Raw genomic sequence first — 17,260 nt, forward strand, 5'->3', positions numbered from 1 at the left:
GCTGGTTGATTTACTCCCTGGAATGGCCTAAGTGCCGACCCCCTTTTGACGCAAAAATGAGAAACCACGGACTTCCCCCGAAACAAGGCCTTTATGATCCGCAATTCGAGCACGACGCCTGCGGCGTCGGCTTCATTTGTCAGATGAAGGGCAAACGTTCTCACTCCATAGTACAGCAGGGGCTGACGATTCTTATCAATCTCGACCACCGCGGCGCAGTGGGCAGCGAGAAAAACACCGGAGACGGAGCTGGCATCCTCATGCAGATCCCGGACAAGTTTCTGCGCAAAGTCACCGCCCCTCTCGGCATCACTCTCCCTGCGGAAGGGCACTATGGCGTGGCCATGGCCTACTGCTCGCCCGACAAAGCCCAGCGCGAAGCTGCTGCACGTATCTTTGAAAAAGTGGCCGAAGAAGAAGGCCAGAAAGTGCTCGGCTGGCGCGACGTGCCGGTGAACAACTCGATGATCGGTCTTTCAGCCAAGGCCAGCGAGCCCTTTATGCGCATGGCCTTCCTGCAACGCGGCACCGACTGCCCGGATCAGCAGACCTTTGAGCGCAAGCTCTACATCATCCGCAAGCGCGCGGTGACCGCCATCCGCACCGCCGATGCCGACAGCTTCTGGTACTGCTCCAGCATGTCCTCCCGCACTCTCGTGTACAAAGGCATGCTCATGCCTGAGCAGGTGGGCCAGTATTTCCTCGACCTCCAGGATCCGGATCTCGAATCCGCTCTGGCGCTGGTGCACTCCCGTTTCTCCACCAACACCTTCCCGAGCTGGGAGCGCTCCCACCCCTACCGCTACATCGCCCACAACGGCGAAATCAACACGCTGCGCGGCAACATCAGCTGGATGAAGGCACGCCAGTCTCTGCTGGCCAGCCCGCTCTTCCCAGATGTCAAAAAGCTCTTCCCCATCGTCAACGAAAGCGGCTCCGATTCCGCCATGTTTGACAACGTGCTTGAACTCCTCGTCATGGGCGGCCGCTCCCTGCCGCATGCCATGATGATGATGATTCCTGAGCCGTGGAACGGCCATGAGTCCATGGACGACAAGCGCAAGGCTTTCTACGAGTACCACTCCTGCCTCATGGAGCCTTGGGACGGCCCCGCTTCCGTGGCCTTCACAGACGGCACCATGATGGGCGCTACTCTGGATCGCAATGGCCTGCGCCCCTCCCGCTACTACGTCACCAAGGACGACCTCGTCATCATGGCTTCCGAAGCCGGCGTGCTCCCCGTCGCCCCTGAAAACGTGAAGCTCAAAGGCCGCCTCCAGCCCGGCAAGATGTTCATCGTGAACATGGAAGAAGGCCGCATCGTTCCTGACGATGAGATCAAGGCCAAGATCGCCGCCGAGAAGCCCTACCGTGAATGGCTCAACAAGCATCTGGTGAAGCTGGCAGACATCAAGGATGGCGAGCCTGTCGCTGCGCCTGACCATGAAACCATGCTGCAACGCCAGCAGGCCTTTGGTTACAGCTTCGAAGACCTCCGCAAACTCATGGTCCCCATGGGACGCGAAGGCGTGGAAGCCATCGGCTCCATGGGCACCGACATTCCTCTGGCGGTCCTCTCCAACAAATCCAAGCTGCTCTACGACTACTTCAAGCAGCTCTTCGCCCAGGTCACGAATCCGCCGATCGACTGTATCCGCGAAGAAATCGTCACATCTCCGATCACCACCATCGGCGCTGAAGGCAACCTTCTCGATCCGAAGCCCGAGAGCTGCCATCTGATCGAGCTCAAGACCCCGATCCTCAGCAACGAAGATCTGGCCAAGCTGAAAAACGTGGCCCAAGGCGAGTTCAAGGCAGCCACTATCAACATCCTGTTTGATCCCAAGCAGGGCGCTGCAGGCTTGGAAAAAGCCATGTCAGACATCTGCGCCAAAGCTGACGAACTGGTCACTCAGGGCTGGAACATCCTCATCCTGTCCGACCGTGGCATTTGCGCAGACAAGGCCGCCATCCCGGCGCTCCTCGCCGTCGGCGGTCTGCATCATCACCTCATCCGCAAAGGCACCCGCACTCAGTGCGATCTCGTGCTGGAATCCGGCGAACCCCGTGAAGTGCATCACTTCTGCACGCTCATCGGCTACGGCTGTGGTGCCATCAATCCTTACCTTGCCTTCGAAACCCTGGACGACATGATCCGCCAGGGCCTGCTGGTCAACGTGGACCACAAGACGGCGGTGTACAACTTCATCAAGGCCGCCACCAAGGGCGTCATCAAGGTCGCGTCCAAGATCGGCATCTCCACGATGCAGAGCTACCGCGGCGCGCAGATCTTTGAAGCCGTCGGCCTCAGCAAGAGCGTGGTGGACAAATACTTCAGCTGGACCGCCACCCGTATCGAAGGCAGCGACATCAAGGTCATCGCCGAAGAAGCCATCCAGCGCCATCTGCGCGGCTTCCCTGAGCGCGATTCCCAGGTGCACGCCCTCGACGTCGGCGGCGACTACCAGTGGCGCAAGGAAGGTGAGGCGCATCTCTTCAACCCGCTCACCATCCACACGCTGCAGAAGGCCGTCCGCACCGGCAGCTACGAGACCTTCAAGCAGTACTCCGCGCTGGTGAACACGCAGATCAAGCAGTTCTACACCCTGCGTGGCCTGCTGGACTTCAAGGCTCGCAAATCCATTCCGATCGAAGAGGTGGAACCCATTGAGTCCATCATGAAGCGCTTCAAGACGGGTGCCATGAGCTACGGCTCCATCTCCAAGGAGGCACACGAGTCTCTCGCCATCGCCATGAACCGCATCGGCGGCCGCTCTAACACGGGCGAAGGCGGCGAAGATCCCGAACGCTACACATGGACCAACGAGAAGGGCGACTCCAAGAACAGCGCCATCAAGCAGGTGGCCTCCGGTCGTTTCGGCGTCACAAGCCTCTACCTGTCCCAGGCCAAGGAAATCCAGATCAAGATGGCCCAGGGTGCTAAGCCCGGTGAAGGTGGCCAGCTCCCTGGCACGAAGGTGTATCCTTGGATCGCCAAGGTGCGCGGCTCCACGCCAGGCGTCGGCCTCATCTCGCCGCCTCCGCACCACGACATCTACTCCATCGAGGACCTTGCCCAGCTCATCCACGACCTGAAGAACGCCAACCGCGAAGCTCGCGTCAGTGTGAAGCTCGTGTCCGAAGTCGGCGTCGGTACCATCGCCGCTGGTGTGGCCAAAGCTCACTCCGACGTGGTGCTCATCTCCGGCTTTGACGGAGGCACCGGTGCCTCTCCGCAGACCTCCGTGAAGCACGCCGGTCTTCCTTGGGAGCTCGGTCTCGCTGAAACTCACCAGACCCTCGTCCTCAACAACCTCCGCAGCCGCATCGTCGTCGAAGCGGACGGCCAGATGAAGACCGGTCGTGACGTCGTCATCGCCGCCCTGCTGGGTGCCGAGGAGTTCGGTTTCGCCACCGCTCCGCTTGTGACACTTGGCTGCATCATGATGCGCGTCTGCCATCTGAACACCTGCCCCGTGGGTGTCGCCACCCAGGATCCTCAGCTGCGCGCCAAGTTCAGCGGCGATCCTGAATATGCGGCCAACTTCATGAAGTTCATCGCCCAGGAAGTGCGCGAACTCATGGCCCAGCTCGGCTTCCGCACACTGCAGGAAATGGTGGGCCGCACGGAAGTGCTGGAAGCCCGCGACGCCATCGACCACTGGAAGGCTCGCGGCATCGACCTTTCCAACCTGCTTTACCAGCCGGATGTCGGCCCGGAAGTCGGTCGCTACTGCACCGAAATCCAGGATCACGGCATCGACCGCTCCCTCGACATCACCACCCTCCTGGATCTGTGCAAACCGGCCATCGAGAAGGGCGAAAAAGTCACCGCCAACGTCAAAATCCGCAACGTCAACCGCACCGTCGGCACGATCCTCGGCAACGAGATCACCAAGCGCCACTGGCACGGTCTGCCGGATGACACCGTTCACCTCAAGTTCAACGGCACCGCCGGTCAGAGCTTCGGTGCTTTCGTTCCGAAGGGTGTCACCCTTGAGCTGGAAGGCGATGGCAATGACTACATCGGCAAGGGCCTCAGCGGCGGCCGCATCATCATCTATCCGCCTGAAGGCTCCGACTTCGCCGCCGAAGACAACATCATCGCCGGCAACACCGCGCTCTATGGCGCGACGAGCGGCGAGCTCTTCCTGCGCGGTCGTGCAGGTGAGCGCTTCGCGGTGCGCAATTCCGGCGTGGACACCGTCGTCGAAGGCGTGGGTGACCACGGCTGCGAATACATGACCGGTGGTCGTGTGGTCGTGCTCGGCACCACCGGACGCAACTTCGCCGCAGGCATGAGCGGTGGCGAAGCCTACGTCCTCGATGAGGAAGGCGACTTCGCCACCCGCTGCAACACGCAGATGGTCGGCCTCGAAAAACTCGAGGACAAGGCCGAGATCGACAGCCTCTACGCGCTGATCAAGAAGCACGCCGACCTCACCAAGAGCCAGAAAGCCTTCAAGGTGCTCGCGCTCTGGGAGCAGATGGTGCCCAAGTTTGTCAAAGTGATGCCCAAGGACTACAAGCGTGTGCTCCAGGCCATCAAGAAAGCCAAGGACGACGGCCTCACCGGAGACGACGCGCTCAGCGCCGCCTTCGAAGCCAATGCCCGCGACGTCGCCCGTATCGGAGGCGGCTAGCATCGACATCACGCGTCACACACCAACAGACATCACCTTTTTTACAGACAAGAGACCATGGGAAAACCAACCGGCTTCATCGAATTCGAACGCGAAATCCCCGCCGACCGCGACCCGCTTGAGCGCGTCAAAGATTGGAAGGAGTTCCACCTGCACCTGCCAGAGCAACGCCTGAAAAACCAGGGCGCCCGCTGTATGGACTGTGGCATTCCTTTCTGCCACAGCGGCACCCTCATCAGCGGCATGGCCAGCGGCTGCCCGATCAACAACGTCATCCCCGAGTGGAACGACCTTGTGTATCGCGGCCTCTGGAAGGAAGCCCTGGACCGTCTGCACAAGACCAACAACTTCCCGGAATTCACCGGCCGCGTCTGCCCCGCCCCGTGCGAAGGCTCCTGCGTGCTCGGTATTCACGAGCCCCCGGTGACGATCAAGAACATCGAGGTCAGCATCATCGACAAGGGCTGGGAAGAAGGCTGGGTGAAGCCCGAGCCGCCTGAAAAGCGCACGGGCAAGAAGGTGGCGGTCATCGGTTCCGGCCCTGCCGGTCTCAGCGCTGCCGCCCAGCTTAACAAAGCGGGCCACACGGTCACTGTCTTTGAGCGTGCCGACCGTCCGGGTGGCCTGCTCATGTATGGCATCCCCAACATGAAGCTCGACAAGAAGGAAGTCGTCCTGCGTCGCGTGAAGCTGCTGGAAGATGAAGGCGTGGTCTTCAAGTGCGGCGTCAGCGTCGGCACCGACATCACCGCCGCTCAGCTCACCAAGGATTTCGATGCCGTCGTCGTCTGCACCGGCGCCACCAAGCCGCGCGATCTTCCGATCCCGGGCCGTGAGCTCAAGGGCATCCACTTCGCCATGGACTTCCTCACCGCCAACACCAAGGCGGTGCTGGATCCTTCCAGCCCCTACATTTCCGCCAAGGGCAAAAACGTCGTCATCATCGGTGGCGGCGACACCGGTACGGACTGCGTCGGTACCAGCGTGCGCCACGGCTGCACCACGGTGACCCAGCTGGAAATCATGGCCAAGCCGCCGCTGACCCGCGCCGCCAACAATCCCTGGCCCGAATGGCCCAAGACCTACAAGATGGACTACGGCCAGGAAGAAGCCGCCGCCAAGTTCGGCGATGATCCCCGCGTCTATCTCACCACCGCCACCCACTTCGAAGGCGATGCCGATGGCAACGTGAAGGCCGTACACGTCGTCGATGTGGAATGGAAGAAGGACGAAAAAGGCAACTTCGGACCGCAGAAGGTCGCAGGAACTGAAAAAATCCTGCCAGCCGAACTCGTGCTCCTGGCCATGGGCTTCCTTGGGCCTGAGCAGCCTCTGCTTGATGCCCTCAACGTGGAACGCGATCCGCGCAGCAACATCAAGGCTGAGCACGGCAAGTTTACCACCAGCATCCCCGGCATCTTTGCCGCTGGTGACTGCCGCCGTGGCCAGTCTCTCGTCGTCTGGGCCTTCAACGAAGGCCGTGGAGCCGCACGCGAGTGCGACCTCTACCTCATGGGCGAAACCTCCCTGCCGTAATCAGTTCATTCCTAAAGGCCCGGGATTCGCAAGAGTCCCGGGCTTTTGTTGGGTGGAATCAGGATCACTCTCCGCTGACGACCTTGCGCGTCACCGGTTTGCCTGTCGCGGCATCTTCGATCCAAACCGAGGATGACTGCTTGCCGAGCAGTCCTCTCACTACATAGACCCCGTTCGGCTTGGGATTCAGCTCCACATCGCCAGAGACAGGCTTGCGTTCAGCTCCCGAGAGTTTGCCAAGCAACGCCATTCCATCCGCCGCATAAAGATCGTGGCCGACAATGTTAACGATGACCTTCTTAGCTGGGATTTCAATGTAGGACTCACGCAGCGTGACAAAAGGACCGCCGCCATAAGGTGTCGCCATGGGGCTTTTTGCGTTGCTGTGGAGCCCGTCGATTTTATAAACATTGAAGATCTCAGCCCTCACCGCGCTAACCGCACTGCCGGAGTTCTTGAGCGTCGCCATGGGTCCGGTATAGCCAGCAGGAATTTTGTAGGAGGGGCCGACGCAATTAGACAAGAAAAAGCAGAGAGGAAGAGCAAGAAGTTGGAGTATTTTCATGAGTTGGTAAGTGAAGATGGTGCCATGAACTGCATCGTAAATATCAGCGGCGGGCACACACGCAAAGAGCCATGCTGTAACATTTCTGCTCTCAACCAAGGATGTTAGTCATTTTCCTGAAGGCCTATCACATTCCTAGTTCTATCAGTCGAAAATAGCTTAGCCCTTTGCCTTCAGGGCCTTCACCGTGCTGCCATAAAGGATAGAGCAGATCTGCTTTGGAAAAGCGCCTTCAGCAATGAAGGCGCTTTTTTGTGCCTTCATTGGCTCAATATTTCTGGCTCTTCGCAGCAAATCTGAGCATCATTTCCCTCTCATTTGTCTCCACCCAGATGCGTTTCCAGATTCTCCTCATTCTGCTGGCAGCCAGCGGCCTCCTGCATGCGCAGGTTTTGGTCGGCGGGAAGCAGTTTGAGCGCGCAATGGCTGAATCAGGACCCAAAGGTGAATGGGTGCTGTATGAGAAAGGTGCGCCGCAAAACGATGGGACACGCCGCTGGCTGACCAAGCGCGTGCTCGTGGAGCTGGCTCCTGGCACCCAGGCGGCATCGCTGGCTCAGGTGGCGGGAGTCACACAATCTGCGGCGCGAGGGAAGTATGCCGTCGTGGAATTTGCCGGGGCAGCCGATGCGGCCATTTCGGGAGCCGCCAGCCTGCGCAAAGCCCCGGGCGTGATCTCGGCAGAGCCCATGCTGGCGCACCAGCTCTTTCACCGCTTTGTCCCCAATGACCCCTACTTTGCGTATAATGCGGCAAATCCGGGCTATCAGTGGCATCTGATCAACACCGGCCAGAATGGCGCCACTACAGGCTCCGATGTAAACGTGAGCAGCGTGTGGGACACCTACAAAGGCACCGGCATTCGCGTTGCCATTGTGGACGACGGCTTGGAGGTCTCCCATCCGGATCTGTCTCCCAACGTGGATTTGGCCAACAGCTTCGATTTCAATGACAACGACGGTGACCCCTCCCCCGGCCCAACCGACTTTCATGGCACCTCTTGCGCAGGCGTGGCGGCAGCCAAAGGAAACAACGGCATTGGCGGCTCGGGCGTAGCTCCGGAGGCCACGCTGGTGGGCCTGCGCCTCATTGCTGCTCCCACCACCGACCAGCAGGAAGCCGATGCCTTCTCCTTCAAAACCGACCTCATCTCCGCCAAGAGCAACAGCTGGGGCCCCTATGACAGCGCCTTTGGCTACTACGGCCCCGGCCCCTTGAGCGCCCAGGCTCTTTCAGATGCAGCCACGACAGGACGTGGCGGCAAAGGCACCGTGTTTCTCTGGGCGGCAGGAAATGGCAACCAAAGCGGGGATGATTCCAACTACGACGGCTACGCCAACTCCATTCACGCGATTGCCGTCTCCGCCATGAACGACAAGGGACGCTCCTCTTTTTACAGTGAACCAGGAGCCAACATCCTCGTTTGCGCCCCTTCGAATGGCGGCAAGGAAGGCATCACCACCACCGACCGCACCGGCGCCCTTGGCTACAATGAGGACGGCGGCACAGTTCAGTATCCAGACTTCAGCAATACCGACTACACCAACACCTTTGGCGGCACATCATCGGCCACGCCAGCGGTGGCAGGCGTCGTGGCATTGATGCTGCAGGCGAATCCCAACCTCGCCGCCCGCGATGTACAGGAAATTCTGGTGAGCAGTGCGACGCAGAATGACTACTACGACAGTGATTGGGTGACCAACGGCGCAGGATTTCACTTTAACATCAAATACGGCGCAGGTTTGGTGAATGCGCAGCAGGCCGTCAGCCTCGCTTCCACCTGGACGAATCTGCCGGCACGCCAGTCCAAAAGCTACACGGCCACGTCGATGAACCTGGCCATCCCGGACTTTAACGCCACCGGTGTCTCCAAGACCTTCACAGTGCCGATGGCGGACAATCTGCGGCTGGAGCACATCACCGTGCACGTCAAAGCCAGGCACACTTACCGTGGCAACTTGGAATGGCGTCTCATCTCCCCCAGCGGCATATCGATCAGGCTGGCTCGTGCGCGTTTTAACGACAACGGTTCCGATATCGACTGGACTTTCATGACTCCGCACTGCTGGGGCGAACGTTCCGTGGGTGACTGGAAATTGCAGGCCATCGACCAGATGGTGGGAGATGTGGGCACTTTGGATGATGCCACCATCACCTTCTACGGCACCCCCACGAGCAGCGCCCAGCCGCTGCCTGTCATCACCTCCAACTGGATCGTCTTTGGCCGGGAAGGCTGGGCGATCAACCAGCAGATCACCGCCTCCAATTTCGCGACCAGCTTTGGCGCGGGAATGGGTACCTATCCTTCAAACCAGCTGCCAAGCGGTCTTTCTCTCAATCCCACCACCGGATGGATCACCGGCACACCGCAGGTCACGGGTGTCTATCAGGGCTGGCAGAGTGCCACCAACACCACCGGCACCACCACAGACCTTGCCTATTTTTACATCCTGGCGGCCACGCCCGCCCTGTCCACAGCGGTGGACCAGCCGACCAGCCTCAAGATTGTGCCGTTTGGATTCGGGGACCCCTATTCCGAAACCACCACCACGCATGACGGTGTGGATGCGGTGCAGACGGCGGCCGTCGACGATGAGGAATACTCCGGCATGGAATTTACCGTGAACGGCCCTGCACGACTGGCGTTCCAATGGAAAGTCTCCTCTGAAAAGAACTACGATTATCTCGTCCTGACCGTGGATGGCTACGTGAAGGATTACATCACGGGCGAGGTCGATTGGAAGCAATCCACCACCGATGTCGGCCCTGGACCGCACAATGTGGACATCTACTACATCAAGGACCAGGCCACGGCCAAAGGGCAGGATGCAGGCTGGATTGATCAGGTGGTAATCACCCCAACCACCACGGCACCGGTTATCACCACAGACACTCTGAATGCCTATCAGGGTGTTTATTTCCGGCAGACGATCATCGCGTCCAATGCGCCCTCAACATACACCGCCGATGGGCTGCCTGCGGGACTGACGCTGGATGCAGGCACCGGCCTGCTTTACGGGAGCGTGTCCACACCGGGGACGTATCAAATCACGGTTTATGCCACCAACAGCTTCGGAACCACCTCCAAGACCATTACGCTGCAGGTGGGCACCGTTGAGCAGGGACTGGCGGAAGCTTTGGATGCGACGACGCAAACTTTTGCCAGTTCTGGAGATCTCAAATGGGTACCGCAGTGGCTCTATGCCCATGATGGCAATGATGCGGCACGCAGTGGAGACATCACAGATCTTCAGCACAGCCAGATGACCACCCAAGTGACCGGGCCATGCAAGGTCGTCTTCTACTGGGGGGTGTCTTCCGAGGAAAATTACGACTTCCTACGCTTCTATATCGATGATGTCGAAAAAGAGGCCATCAGCGGTGAAGTGGGCTGGACACGCAAAGGATGGCTGATTCCTGCCGGCACGCACACTTTGAAGTGGGACTACAGCAAGGATGAATACACCGCCTCGGGTCTCGATTCGGGCTTGGTGGACCAGTTTGGCATCTACTACGACAACGATGGCGACGGCGTCCACTCGGACCTCGAAACGTGGTTCGGCACCAGTGATTCTGATGCTCGCAGCTTTCCTACAACCGTGCTATCCAAAAGCACCAATACCACGCTGCAGTTCCCTTCCGTGCTCAATAACGACTACTTGATCCAGTACAGCGATGACATGCAGAACTGGACCTCGGAAATTTTCACCGCCACCGGCACATCCTCCACATGGACGGATCTGAACGCGTTCAAGAAGACGCGCCAGTTTTACCGCGTGGGCATTCCGTGATCACTTCAAGCCTGCCAGGAAACGGCGGAAGAAGTCCACTCCTGCCTCCAGATCACTAACAGCGATGAATTCGTCCTTGGTGTGGGCCTGTGCAATGGAACCCGGACCGATGGCGATGGCAGGCGTGCCGGCAACGGCCAAGAAAGCGGCATCGCAAAACCACGGTGCGCCGGTCAGTTCGGATCCGGCAGCTATGAGCTTTTGAACGAAGGCATTGGCAGGATCGGTATCCAGATGGAAGGCCTCGCTCACGACGGTGACACTGGCGGAGTCGTCGATACGCTTTACGAAATCGGTCAGGAGTTTCAGGGCTCCGCCTGCCCGCTGCAGTCCGGGGGTGGTGCGGATGTCCACGCGCAGCTTGCATGAATCTGCCACGATATTGCTGCGCGTGCCGCCTTGTACCATTCCAAGGTTGATCGTGCTGAAGCCCAGCCACTCATCTGAGCCGCCCTCCTGGGCCAGCAAAGCGCGGAACTGGGTGTCCAAGGCGGTGACAAGGCGGGCCATTTTCACGATGGCGTTCACTCCCAACTCTGGCGTCGCACCGTGAACTGCGACTCCGGTGGTGTGCACGTCTGCCCAGAGGCAGCCTTTGTGGCGGAAGACGGTCTTGAGGCTAGTGGGCTCGCCGATGATGGCGAGGTCGTAGCGGCCGTGATGCTTCGCAAAGTGTTGAGAACCAAGCTGTGCGCTCTCCTCGGACATGAAGCCGACGAAGTGGACTTCGACGGGAAGAGAGGGGATTTCGTGGCGCATCTCGTGGAGGGCCCAGAGCATGGAGGCCATGGGGCCCTTGGTATCTGAGGCACCGCGGCCCCAGATGCGGCCATCGCGAAGCTCGCCGCCAAAGGGGTCGATGGTCATGCCACCCACGCTAACTGTATCAGTATGAGGCGCAAAGAGGATGCGGGGCTTGGGGGAGCCGTCCGGGGAGGGATGGGTGGGGAAGCGGCCGATGACGTTGGGGCGGCCGGGTTCGACCTCCTCCAGGACGGCCTCAGCGCCGGAGGCGGTGAGGAAGTCGGCCACGTAGCGGGCGCATTGTTCCTCGCCAGTACTTGGCGTGCCAGGGTCGCCGTCGGGATTGACGGAGGGAATGCGGACGAGAGCCTGGGTGAGTTCGACGACGTTCGCTGGGAGGGGGGCCATGAGGCAGAAAGGCACAGGCCGAGAGGGGGCGCAAGCACGCACCGAAATTGTCCTGTTTTGTGTCGGATTTGGCAAAGAGAGCCTGCGCGCCGGTTCCGAGAGGCATTGTTGCAACCCCTCTGCAACTTACGGCGTTGTTCGCTCATGAAAATTCGCCTCACCCTTTTCCTGACCTTGGTGGTAGCCCCGCTGGCACCGGGGGCCGATCCGGTGGCACCTGCTGCTGTGGCCGCCACGAATGCGACGGATGGCAAAACCATTTTTCAGACGGTCTGCGCCCAATGCCATGGCGCCTCGGGTGAAGGAAAGGCGGAGCTCAAGTCGCCATCGATCGCCGGCATGCCGGCGTGGTATACGAGCACGCAGTTTAAGAATCTGCGTGAGGGGCGTCGGGGCCATGATGCGGCTGATCCGCAGTCGTTCATGATGGCGGCGGTGGCGAAGGCGCTGAAGCCGGAGCAGGTGAAGGCGGTGATCGCACATGTGGAGAAGATGCCGGTGCAGACGCCGAAGGGAGCTGACCGGGAGATGGCCAACACGAATCCGCAGGAGGGCATGCAGCTTTTCCAGGAGCGGTGCATGGAGTGCCATCGCTACAATGGGAGCGGAGAGATGGCCTTTGGCAGCCCGCCGCTGGTGGGACGTCAGGGCTGGTATCTGGAAGCGCAGCTGAAGAATTTTAAATCGGGGAAACGCGGCGCGGTGAAGGACGATGTGAATGGCGCGAAGATGGTGCAGATGACGACGCTGTTCATCGAAGACGAGCAGATGCTGCGGAACGTGGTGGCGTATATCATGACGCTCAATCCGGAGCCGGAGCCTGCGGCTGGTGATGGCAAAAAGGAGGTGATTGAAGACAATCCGTTTATTAGTGCGGGGCAGTGATCAGGCGTAGGACTGGGGTTGTTTGACCATTGTCTCGAAAGGTCACCGGACCATACCGCACTCGGAGAGTGCGGACCACTTCACGCTGGGTGGGCGAATGTGATGGGAGCGTGAGTGGGCGCTGGTGGACGGGCGGGCTGTCGCCACACCCGTCCTACGGCGGAGGTGCCGCTGGTCAGGCGTGGGCTTGGAGTTCTTTGACGGGTTCGCCTTTGCTGAGGGCCATGGGGCGGCCGACGGGGGTCATGACTTCTTTGGAGTAGTCGATGCCGAGAAGGTTCTGGATGGTGGCGTGGAGGTCTTCGACGAGGACGGGTCGTTCGGGTTCTTTCTTTTCGCCCGTTGGATCGGTGGAGCCGATGACGCGGCCTCCGGCGAAGCCGCCGCCGGCGACGAGCATGCTGAAGGCGTGGGGCCAGTGGTCGCGGCCGCCGACGTTGTTGATCTTGGGGGTGCGGCCGAATTCGCCGCCGCAGACGACGATGGTGCTTTGGAGGAGGCCGAGCTTTTTGAGGTCGCGAATGAGGGAGGCGTAGGCAGCGTCGAGGATCTTTACCTGCGTGGCCTGGCCTTCGAAGTTGTTGGCGTGGGTGTCCCAGCCGTTGAGGGTGACCTCGACGCAGCGGACGCCGGCCTGGATGAGACGCACGGCTGAGTAGCAGCTGCGGCCGAAGGGAGTGTCGCCATAGACGCTGAGATCTTTGACAGGGGCATCGCTGACATTGAAGGCTTTGAGCTGCTCTGAAGACATCATCTTGCGAGCGCGCTGCATGGAGAGCTGGTGGAGTGTTTTGGATTGATCGAGGTCGGGCTCGCGGCCACGGGCGAAGGCCTGCTCGACCACGGAGAGGCCTTCCATGCGCTGGTCGAGGCGTTTGTCGTTCACGCGTGCTTTGACATCGGGCACGGGGGACTTGGGGTCGTACATCTGGAAGGCGTCGTACTTGGCGCCGAAGAAACCGCCGCGTGCGGGCCATTGATTGGGGAGGATGGAGACGTGGGTGGGGATTTCGATTTTGGCGTCTGGTAGTTCGTGGCAGACGATGGCACCGATGCTGGGGTGGATGAGGGTGGGATCGGGGCGGTAGCCGGTTTTGATGTTGTAGAAGGCGCGCTCGTGGTCGCCCTCTTTGCTGACCATGGAGCGGATGAGGGAGACGTCCTGCATGACGCTGGCGGTTTGTTCGAGACCGGAGGCGAAACTGACGCCTTTGATGGCGGTGGGGATGGTTTTGACGCCGCCACCGATTTTGGTTTCGGGGTGGGGATCGAAGGTGTCGAGCTGGGAGGCGGCACCGCCGAGCCAGAGAAGGATGAGGGAACGTGCGGGTTTGCCGGAGGGGGCGGTGGCGGCCTCGGCGGCGAGGATGTCGGCGAGCGGGGTGAGCCAGGAGAGGCCTGCGGCGGTGGTGCCGCGAAGGAGGGAGCGGCGGGTGAGGTGGTCAGGGCCTTGGCAGGGGGAGGTGTTCATGGCAATGACGAATGCAGAATGACGAAACCAGAATGGAGAAGGCAGGGGGAAAAGCCCGGATGGATAGGCGAGGGTGGATGGGCTTGTTGGGGAGAGTCCCAGTTGCGGCGCAACTGGGCTACTTTGGTGGGCGGCTCAGAGGCTGTGTGGGGAATGGGGGGCAGGATTTCGAGGGCTGAGACCGCCGGTAAAATCAGAATTCAAAACGCGAATGGGCGCGAATGACCGCGAATTTTTAGGAATGATGAATTCAGAAATTGGGGAGTGTTTGTACCCCTATGGGTTAATGGTTCCAGGAGAACTCGGTGGCGTTCATGAGGGTCCAGTAGAGGTCGGACATGGCGTTGCTGCGGGTGGAGGTGTTTTTGGCAGAGGCCAGCAGCCCTTTGAAATGCTCCGCCTCGGCGGCCGTGGGGCGGCGGGTGAAGATGGAGAGGTAGGCGGCCTCGACGGCGGAGGCGGTGTCGGGGGCGAGCATGCTGATGCGGGTGCTGGCGTTGATGAAGGGATTTCCAGAGGTGTTGTTGGTGATCATGTTTCCATTCATGAGCAGGAGGCGCTGGGGAATGGTGCCGCCGGAGTCTTCAAAGTTGTCCTCGCCGGAGTCGCCGTAGCGTTTGACGAAGTTGGCGACGTCGATGTCGCGTTTGATGCGGAAGAGGACGTGGGTGTCGGAGTCGATGGTGCTGAGGGAGGCGGCCTGGATGACGCTGCCGGCCATCTGCTCGGGACGGAGGCGGGTGACGGGAAAGGCGGCCCAGGCGTTTTCTGCGGCCGTGGTGACAGGATGATCCGGGTCTGCCGACTGGCTGGACATCTGGAAGGCGCGGGTGCTGACGATGACGCGGATGAGGCGCTGAAGGTCGTAGCGGTGCGTGGTGAAGTCATCGGCGAGGATTTCCATGCCGGGAGGGAATGGGCCATCGAGAGGGATTTCGTCCACGGGTGAGACCAGGGGGCGATTGAAGAGGAGTGCCCACATGCGGTTTACGATGGTGCGGGCGAAGGCTTTGTTTTCTTTGGCGGTGACCCAGGCAGCGAGTCTGGTGCGGGGCTCTCCTTTGGCGGGAAGCAGCTCGGGTTTCCAAGGTACGTGGGGGGAGACCTTGGCCTCCTCGGCCTGGCCGAGATAGCGGACTTTGTAGCTGAGCTTGGGGTCGTCGTGGAGGCCATTGAGTGAAAAGTCGGCCTGACCGAAGAAGGCGGCGAGCTGGTGGAAATCGGTCTGCTTCCAGGTGCTGCCGAGCTTGCCATCGTGGCACTGAACGCAGTCGATGCGAACGCCGAGGAAGGCGCGGCTGACTTTGGCGGCGAGCTTGACCTCATCCGGGCCTTTGTTGTTTTCCCGGGTCACTGAGACGAAATTGACGGCCGGGTTGGTGGTCCAGACGCCGTGGGAGTCGATCAAGGCGCGGGCGATCTGATCGTAGGGACGGTTTTGCTGGATGGAGTCGCTGAGCCACTCGACGAGACGACGGCGGCGATAGATGAAGAACTGGCCGTTTTCGATGCCTACATAGACGCGGGCGAGGCGCTCGGCGAGGTAGTCGCTGGTGCGGCGGTCGGTGAGCAGGTGGGAGAGCCACCACTGGGGCAGGTCCGGCTCTTTCAAGGCCTCCAGCATGCGGACCTCCTCAAGGGAAGGAATGCTGCCGGTGAGAGCGAGAGAGAGCCGCCTGACGATGGTGAGATCGTCCGCCCTGGCGACTGGCTGGAGCTGCCTCTGCGCCCAGTCTTTTTCAAACTCTGCGTCCACTTTGGCGGCTGCGAGCTGGATGTCTGCCTGGGCGGATTTCGAAAGACGCGAGGCGCTGCCCGCCAGCCGCACGGGGGGTGCGAGGAGCTCGGCGACGCCCCAGCAGATACCGACTGCGAGCGCACCGAGGATGACGGCAGTGCGCAGCCAGAGGAGCCAGCTGGGAGTGGGGGAGGCGGAGTTCATGACGGGGCTTTGGGTCGAACCCTTATCTAACACGCAGGGTTATCTTTGGTTTCCTGAGGAAATTTGCAACTATCGGCCTGCTGACCGCTTTCATAGCCGCACCACCATGACTGAGCCTACGCCGCCTCCCCTGCCCTCTGCGCCTGTCGAGGCAGAGCCTGTGCCGATGCAGGAGAAGAGAGGGCTCCTGCAAAAGATGGGCTCTGCGCTGGAGTGGGTGTTTGGCTTTGTGGCGCTGCTGGTGCTGGTGGCGGCGTGCTCGGTGGTGCCGGTGCTGAATTTTCTGAGCCTGGGGTACCTGCTGCATGTGAGCGGGACGGTGGCGCGGAAGGGGCGTTTCCGGGATGGATTTATCGGCGTGCGGAAGGCGGCGGTGCTGGGCAGCATTGCGGCAGGGACGTGGATCGTGGTGTGGCCTGCGCGGCTGGTGTCGAAGATGTGGAAGGATGCGGAACTGATCGCCCCGGGCAGCGGGATGGCGCGGGCGTGGCATGCGGGGCTGGTGGTGGTGATCGCGATCACGCTGGTGCATCTTTTCTGGTCGTGCGTGCGGGGTGGGAAGCTGAGGCACTTTCTGTGGCCGCAGCCGCTGCGCTTTATGCGCTGGCTGCGGACGGGACAGAAGTTTGAGGGGGTGCAGAGCCGGATCACGGACTATGTGGTGGGGCTGCATCTGCCGACTTATTTCTGGCTGGGACTGCGCGGCTTTGTGGGAGCGCTGGCGTGGCTGATCGTGCCGGTGGGTATTCTGCTGGCGGCGACGCGGCTGCCGGTGGGGGGATCGGTGCTGCTGTCTCTGCTGGGTGGTGGGCTGCTGCTGGCGGTGGCGATTCACCTGCCGTTTTTACAGGCGCAGTTTGCGGAGAGCGGGCGGTTTGGCGCGATGTTTGAGCTGCGCGAGGTGCGCCGACTGTTTCTGCGGGCACCGCTGGCGTTTTGGTTTGCGCTCATTATTACGCTGCTGTTTGCGGTGCCGCTTTATTTGCTCAAAATTGAGCTGACGCCGAAGGAGCTGGCGTGGCTGCCGAGCCTGCTGTTTGTGATTTTCATCTTTCCAGCGCGAGTGCTGACGGGCTGGGCGATGAGCCGGGCGACAAGGCGCGAAGAGCCGCGGCACTGGTTTGCACGATGGACGGCGAGGCTGGGGATGGTGCCGGTGGCGGTGTTTTACACGCTGGTGGTTTATTTCACGCCGTACCTGTCATGGAACGGGGCGTGGAGCCTGCTGGAGCAGCACGCGTTTCTGGTGCCTGCGCCGTTGATGGCGCTGTAGGG

General features: G+C 60.7%; 9 protein-coding genes. 5 read left to right on the forward strand and 4 right to left on the reverse strand.

Annotation, left to right across the window (positions count from 1 at the left end; translation table 11 throughout):
- Nucleotides 1–56 precede the first annotated feature (56 nt).
- Together gltB and HNQ65_RS24220 are read left to right on the forward strand one after the other, a co-directional pair.
- A complete protein-coding gene (gene gltB, locus HNQ65_RS24215; protein ID WP_184343970.1) occupies nucleotides 57–4,643 on the forward strand; it encodes a glutamate synthase large subunit in 4,587 nt (1,528 codons plus the stop codon).
- A gap of 57 nt (nucleotides 4,644–4,700) precedes the next feature.
- On the forward strand, nucleotides 4,701–6,179 hold the full coding sequence (locus HNQ65_RS24220; protein WP_184343972.1) for a glutamate synthase subunit beta: 1,479 nt from the start codon (nucleotides 4,701–4,703) through the stop codon (nucleotides 6,177–6,179).
- 64 nt (nucleotides 6,180–6,243) lie between these two features.
- On the opposite strand, the gene HNQ65_RS24225 is transcribed toward HNQ65_RS24220, so the two are convergent.
- Complete coding sequence (locus HNQ65_RS24225; RefSeq protein WP_184343974.1) at nucleotides 6,244–6,744, reverse strand: hypothetical protein; 501 nt, start codon at nucleotides 6,742–6,744, stop codon at nucleotides 6,244–6,246.
- A gap of 332 nt (nucleotides 6,745–7,076) precedes the next feature.
- Here HNQ65_RS24225 and HNQ65_RS24230 point away from each other — a divergent pair, with 332 nt between their 5' ends.
- Nucleotides 7,077–10,535 (forward strand): S8 family serine peptidase, encoded by a 3,459-nt coding sequence (locus tag HNQ65_RS24230; RefSeq protein ID WP_184343976.1) that lies wholly within the window; start codon nucleotides 7,077–7,079, stop codon nucleotides 10,533–10,535.
- On the opposite strand, the gene HNQ65_RS24235 is transcribed toward HNQ65_RS24230, so the two are convergent.
- Entirely contained in the window at nucleotides 10,536–11,687 is a 1,152-nt protein-coding gene (locus tag HNQ65_RS24235; protein WP_184343978.1) for a M20 family metallopeptidase, read from the reverse strand.
- Nucleotides 11,688–11,831: 144 nt separating this feature from the next.
- Here HNQ65_RS24235 and HNQ65_RS24240 point away from each other — a divergent pair, with 144 nt between their 5' ends.
- Complete coding sequence (locus HNQ65_RS24240) at nucleotides 11,832–12,572, forward strand: c-type cytochrome (protein ID WP_184343980.1); 741 nt, start codon at nucleotides 11,832–11,834, stop codon at nucleotides 12,570–12,572.
- Between the two features lie 175 nt (nucleotides 12,573–12,747).
- Here the strand turns inward: HNQ65_RS24240 and HNQ65_RS24245 are convergent, their stop codons facing one another.
- Nucleotides 12,748–14,043, reverse strand: coding sequence for a DUF1501 domain-containing protein (locus HNQ65_RS24245; protein WP_184343982.1), 1,296 nt, complete (start codon nucleotides 14,041–14,043; stop codon nucleotides 12,748–12,750).
- A 283-nt stretch (nucleotides 14,044–14,326) separates the two neighbouring features.
- Entirely contained in the window at nucleotides 14,327–15,985 is a 1,659-nt protein-coding gene (locus tag HNQ65_RS24250) for a DUF1549 domain-containing protein (protein WP_184343984.1), read from the reverse strand.
- A gap of 106 nt (nucleotides 15,986–16,091) precedes the next feature.
- On the opposite strand from HNQ65_RS24250, the gene HNQ65_RS24255 reads away from it, so the two are divergent.
- Nucleotides 16,092–17,258, forward strand: coding sequence for a DUF4013 domain-containing protein (locus HNQ65_RS24255; RefSeq protein ID WP_184343986.1), 1,167 nt, complete (start codon nucleotides 16,092–16,094; stop codon nucleotides 17,256–17,258).
- Nucleotides 17,259–17,260: the final 2 nt, after the last annotated feature.

The organism is Prosthecobacter vanneervenii (assembly GCF_014203095.1).
GTDB classification, from domain to species: domain Bacteria; phylum Verrucomicrobiota; class Verrucomicrobiia; order Verrucomicrobiales; family Verrucomicrobiaceae; genus Prosthecobacter; species Prosthecobacter vanneervenii.